Below are 5,135 nucleotides of genomic sequence, written 5' to 3'. Positions count from 1 at the left end.
GCCCTGGCCGCCATCGTCATCGTCATCTTCTGGATCAATGAGTCCTGAGCCTAGGGATGTCATACATGCCATAGGATATAAATAGCAATTCTCGTGCCAATTTTTAGATGTTTGTTATATTGAAAGATTTTGATGCCCTTCGAACAAATTGTAATTTTTTCTGACAAATAATTGGATCGGCTTCTCGCCAGAGCGTTTTGTTGGCAATATATTCTTTTATGCCGGTAAAAAAAATGTCTCGATTTTTTATATCATCCACGCAGATATTATTTATAATAAACATAATCAATAAATTATTTCCCATTAGATATATTGTAAATTTTTCTAACAAATAAGCGGCTGGCGCAAATCATTTACTAAATTACCTGTTGATCAATTTGAATGATAAGAAATACGCCTATTGGTTATGTTCGCGCGCGTCGGTCTAGCCACTATAGCCCATCGGCTGCCGCTCCGATTCCACCGGAAACGGCTCCATCAGCGCCGGCAGCGCGCTTCCCTCCGGCTACCACCCATCCAGGATCGCCTCGACGATATCCGGCGCCAGCCCCGCTCAGACCGCTGGCTGTTGGTTTGCGCCTCATGCCGGGGCCTTCCGGTTTTTCACGCCAAAGAACAGCCAGCCAATCCAGCGGGCGCCGAGCATCGGCTTGTCGTCGCCGCGGATGCGCCGGAGGGCACCCCATGATCTGAAGCCTTGCCCGGCAGCAGCGCCGACAGCTTCGCCCATGTTTCGTCACCAACGACAAAGCGATCCCGATCCACGACGCTGAAAACTCCGCCGATGGACGAAGGATAGGTTGCTGAAATCCGGTTAGCGGCCATGTATCCAGCATGATCGTCACCATCATCGCCGTCTTCGCACTCGCCCTGCAGCTCGGCGGGATGGTATTCTTTGCCGCTGTGATGGCCCCGATGGTGTTCACCAAACTGCCCGCCAGCGAGGCGGGACGTTTCATACGCGCGGTATTCCCAGTGTTTTACATCTATGTCCTGGTCACGTCCCTCATCGCTGCCCTGGCGCTGGCCACCCAATGGGATGGCGCTGTGATGGCCGTTGTGGCGTCGCTCACCATTTGGCTGCGTCAGGGACTGATGCCGCGGATCAATACCCTGAGTGACGCTGCGCGATCCGGCGACCTGGCGGCGAAACGCCATTTCGACGCGGCACACCGGATGTCGGTGGCGCTCAATGTGGCGCAGATCATTGCCACGGGGGTCGTGCTCGCGCGGGTTGCTGTATGAGTGGCGGCGGCATGGCACTCACCCACTTCGTGCAAACTGCCAGATAGTTCGTCGACAGCGCCATGGTGCAACTCGTCTGGTTCAAACGCGACCTGCGCAGTGCCGATCACCGCCCACTGGCCGAGGCGGCGGCCTGCGGTCCGGTCATTCCGCTCTATGTGGTTGAGCCGGAATACTGGACACAGCCAGACACTTCGCGCCGGCAATACGTGGCAACGGCCAGCGCTCTGGCCGAGTTGTCCGCCCGGTTGGAGTGGCTCGGCGCGCCGCTGATCATCCGCATTGGCACAATGGTAGAGTGGCTGGGCCGCATCAACCGCGCCATCGGCCTAACCCGCATCCTGGCGCATGAGGAGACCGGCAACGCCTGGACCTTCGCCCGTGACCGTGCAGTGCGCCGCTTTTGCCGGGAGGCGGGCATCGCGCTTGTCGAATATCCGCAATTCGGCGTGGTGCGCGGGCTGCGCGACCGCGACGAATGGGGGAGGCTATCGCAGGCCATTCTGCGCGCGCCGCCGCTGCCGGAGCCGTCCGGTCTGATCGCAGCCACCCGGGCACCAGCCGGCGAAATCCCCTCCCCGGAACAACTCGGCCTAGCCGAGGATCTCTGCCATCAGCCGCAGCCAGGCACCCGGCAATCGGCGCTGGCACTGCTCGACAGCTTCTTCGCCGGGCGCGGGGCGCATTACCGCCGCGCCATGTCGAACCCGCTGGCCGGGGCAGATGCATGCTCACGCCTGTCGGTGCCGCTTTCCACCGGTGCGATCTCGATCCGCGAAGCTTTGGCCATCTGCTATGGGGCGCGCAACGGGCAAAGCGCGGTGCCACGCACCGCCATCGAGAGCCTGATCTCCCGGCTGCATTGGCATTGCCACTTCATCCAGAAGCTGGAAAGCGAGCCACGGATTGAGCACCGCTCGGTGCATCCAGCGCATGAGCGGGCGCGAATGGTGACGGTGGACAATGACCCGAGGCTGCTCGCCTGGGCCACAGGCCAGAGCGGATATCCCTTTGCGGATGCCTGCATGCGCTCGCTCATTGCCACGGGCTGGCTGAACTTCCGAATGCGGGCGATGGTGACGAGCTTTGCGGTCCACCATCTGGGCCTGGATTGGCGCGCCTGCGGCCTGCACCTCGCCCGGTTGTTCACCGATTACGAGCCGGGCATTCACTGGCCGCAGGTGCAGATGCAAAGCGGACAGACCGGAATCAACACGCCGCGCATCTACAATCCGGTCAAGCAGGGGCTTGATCAAGACCCAAGCGGTGCCTTCACGCGGCGCTGGATGCCCGAGCTGGCGGAGGTGCCATTGGCCCTGCTGCAAACGCCTTGGCTGGCCGGTTCCGGACACGCCGCCCCGATCATCGACCCCGGCCAAGCCATCCGTGATGCCCGTGCCCGGCTCGCTCAGTTGCGCGCCGAACCCGGCTATCGGGCTGCGTCGGAGGTTGTATTCTATAGGCATGGGAGCCGCAGTCGCAGGCTGGAGAATGACCACCCGCAGCGCGATCGGGCAATCAGGGCGGAGAAGGCGGCGATCGCGAGGCGGCAATTCACTCTGGGATTTTGAATCTTCGTGAAATGGGACTTAGGCATAGAGATAATAACCGCAAGATCGCCGTGTTGGGCGAGGTTGGAGGCCGTGGCCGGTTACTCTGTCCTGCGCATCCAACCCGTCCCGAAACGAAGACCAAGCCCAACCAATCGGCTCGGGCACTGCAACCTTATCAACGGCGGCAGTCCATAATTTTTACGAAACAGCAGGAGAGATTTGTGAACACAGTCAAGCAGGTGTTAGCCCAAAAAACTGGTCCTCTGATTTATGTTTGTTCAGATGACATGGTCGTCGATGCACTTTGCCATATGCGGGACAATCGGGTCCGATCAGTTCTCGTTATAGACGAGGGTGTGCTGGTGGGTATCGTGACGCAGGGGGACTGCGCAATCAAAGTGCTACTGCCTGGCCTTGATGCGAAGCTGACGCCGGTGTCACAAGTAATGACGGGCAATCCTGTGACAGTAGAGCCAAAAGACAAGCTGGAAATATGCATGTCCATGATGGCAACCCGTCGATTTCGTCACTTGCCGGTGCTGGAGGAAGGCAAGGTCGTAGGGGTGATTTCGATAGGAGATATCGTCAAGGAAGCCATCTCGGATTTAGAGCGCAATGTCGGTGACTTGATGGGCTACATCACGCGGGGCGGGGTCGGCGGCTGAAGGTGCCACCCGCGGGTGGCATTGGCGGCGCGGCATGGCGGAGCGGATCACGCTGGCTGATCGAGGGCTCGGCCACCGCCATGCCGCTGCCCGATACGTGCTGTGGCATCGTGACTGCCATCGAATGCGGCTTTCACCTCCACACAAGGCAGGATTTCCTCGCCGCGGCCTTTCGCGCGCTGCGGCCGGGCGGCCGATTTTGAGATGGTGGACGTGGCGGCAATTGGCGAAGCGCGCGAGGTGGCCGAGGCGACCGTGTTTGTTGCCACGGTCAAGGGCGGCTTTATCGTTGAGCATGACCTAGTCGTGGATGGGGGCTGTATCATTCATTAGAAAGGACTTGGTAAATCCTCATTATGTGCCATGCTTTTACTCGGCGGTTATGGACCGTCAAGTAATAATATAACATATTATGACACAACAAAACGGAGGAATGCCCAATGAAGGGTCTCACGCAAAAGGGTCTGTCCCGTCGCGCGCTGTTTAACGCGTGTCTCGCCTGCGGTTCCGCTCATCTCGGCCTCCAGTCCAATGCCGTCCAGGCACAAGGCTGGGCGCCGCCCGCCGCCGCACAGCGCTGCCCCTCCCGCTGGGGTCCGAATGACCGCCGCGGTTCGATGAACCTGCTGACGCCCGAGCGCATCCGCAGCGCCGCCAGCATGATTCGCGAAGGCCGCAAGATCGAGATGGGCCATGTTCTGGCGCAAAACATGCCCTTCTTCGGCACCCGCCGCTTCGACGTGCACCAGAAGCAGGTGTTCATGAACCCGCAGTCGAACCGCCGCGGCTCCAACGAAGAAGTCGTCGTCGGCGAGATCGGCCAGGTCGGCACGCAATTCGACGGCTTCCCGCACCAGACCATCGGCAACGAGGTCTACAACTGCGTGGACTTGCCCTCGATCATGTCGCGCACCGGCTTCACCGAGATGGGTATCGAGACCGTCGGCACCATCATGACCCGCGGCGTATTGATCGACGTGGCCGGCCAGAAAGGCGTGCGGACGCTGCCCGACACCTATGAGATCACGCCGGCCGACCTTGAAGCCGCGCTCGCCCGCCAGCGCGTGGAACTGCGCGAGGGCGATGCGATGCTCATCAACACCGGCTGGGGGCATCTCTGGGCGGTGGACAATGCGCGCTATGTTCGCAGTTGCCCGGGCATCGGCGTGGCGGCGGCCGAATGGTTGATCGCGCGCAACCCGATGCTGCTCGGCGCCGACAACTGGCCGGTGGAGCAGTCACCCTCGGCCACCATGCCCGGCGCCTCGCTGCCGGTTCATCAGATCGCGCTGGTGGTGCATGGCGTGCATCTGCTGGAGAATATGAACCTGGCCGAGATCGTGGCCTCCGGCCGGAACGAGTTCTGCTTCATGATGCAGCCGCTGCGCGCGCAAGGGTTTTCGGGCAGTACGGTCTCGCCTGCGGCGTTGTTCTAGGAGCATCATCCGCCCAAACGGAATCGCTTGAGCGGATAAAGATGCTTGAAAAACACATACTTATAGCCTGTGCAGTGAGCCGAGGCGAATGAAACAGGCTGCCAGGGCACCACGCGTTGGGGCGAATTCGCCTCAACGCTGGGGAATCACAAAAATGCGGCAACCCCAGAAACCGTTTTTTCATTTCTGCGGGTATGCTGTGGCGCCTGCCTCCCTCAAGCGGCGCGCGCCAGTGA

At 60.3% G+C, this 5,135-nt stretch carries 6 protein-coding genes; 5 read left to right on the top strand and 1 reads right to left on the bottom strand.

The genetic code is table 11. The annotated features are described in order from the left end of the window. Window positions 1-580: 580 nt before the first annotated feature. A complete protein-coding gene (locus tag ABWP84_RS18020; protein ID WP_353213407.1) occupies window positions 581-730 on the bottom strand; it encodes a hypothetical protein in 150 nt (49 codons plus the stop codon). A 104-nt stretch (window positions 731-834) separates the two neighbouring features. On the opposite strand from ABWP84_RS18020, the gene ABWP84_RS18015 reads away from it, so the two are divergent. The 5 genes from ABWP84_RS18015 (at window position 835) to ABWP84_RS17995 (ending at window position 4,899) form a co-directional block, all read left to right on the top strand. Continuing rightward, window positions 835-1,245, top strand: coding sequence for a DUF4149 domain-containing protein (locus ABWP84_RS18015; RefSeq protein WP_353213406.1), 411 nt, complete (start codon window positions 835-837; stop codon window positions 1,243-1,245). Between the two features lie 62 nt (window positions 1,246-1,307). Then, on the top strand, window positions 1,308-2,816 hold the full coding sequence (locus ABWP84_RS18010; RefSeq protein ID WP_353213405.1) for an FAD-binding domain-containing protein: 1,509 nt from the start codon (window positions 1,308-1,310) through the stop codon (window positions 2,814-2,816). 203 nt (window positions 2,817-3,019) lie between these two features. Then, the gene (locus ABWP84_RS18005) at window positions 3,020-3,463 is read left to right on the top strand and encodes a CBS domain-containing protein (RefSeq protein ID WP_353213404.1); all 444 of its coding nucleotides are present in this window, start codon (window positions 3,020-3,022) and stop codon (window positions 3,461-3,463) included. A 2-nt stretch (window positions 3,464-3,465) separates the two neighbouring features. Further along, window positions 3,466-3,666, top strand: a complete 201-nt coding sequence (locus ABWP84_RS18000) for a methyltransferase domain-containing protein (protein WP_353213403.1) — start codon at window positions 3,466-3,468, stop codon at window positions 3,664-3,666. Window positions 3,667-3,903: 237 nt separating this feature from the next. Then, window positions 3,904-4,899 carry a cyclase family protein gene (locus ABWP84_RS17995; RefSeq protein WP_353213402.1) on the top strand — a complete coding sequence of 332 codons (996 nt, stop codon included), beginning with the start codon at window positions 3,904-3,906 and terminating at the stop codon, window positions 4,897-4,899. The last annotated feature ends 236 nt before the right edge of the window (window positions 4,900-5,135 follow it).

The sequence above is a fragment of the Rhodovarius sp. genome (assembly GCF_040399605.1).
GTDB lineage: Bacteria > Pseudomonadota > Alphaproteobacteria > Acetobacterales > Acetobacteraceae > Rhodovarius > Rhodovarius crocodyli_A.
Note: the sequence above shows the minus strand (reverse complement) of the source record. Positions and strands in the feature narration are given on the sequence as shown.

Excerpts from the sequence above, each read along its gene's own strand:
- ABWP84_RS18020 (WP_353213407.1), bottom strand. The coding sequence starts at position 730 with ATGGGCGAAGCTGTCGGCGCTGCTGCCGGGCAAGGCTTCAGATCATGG.
- ABWP84_RS18015 (WP_353213406.1), top strand. The coding sequence starts at position 835 with ATGATCGTCACCATCATCGCCGTCTTCGCACTCGCCCTGCAGCTCGGC.
- ABWP84_RS18010 (WP_353213405.1), top strand. The coding sequence starts at position 1,308 with ATGGTGCAACTCGTCTGGTTCAAACGCGACCTGCGCAGTGCCGATCAC.
- ABWP84_RS17995 (WP_353213402.1), top strand. The coding sequence starts at position 3,904 with ATGAAGGGTCTCACGCAAAAGGGTCTGTCCCGTCGCGCGCTGTTTAAC.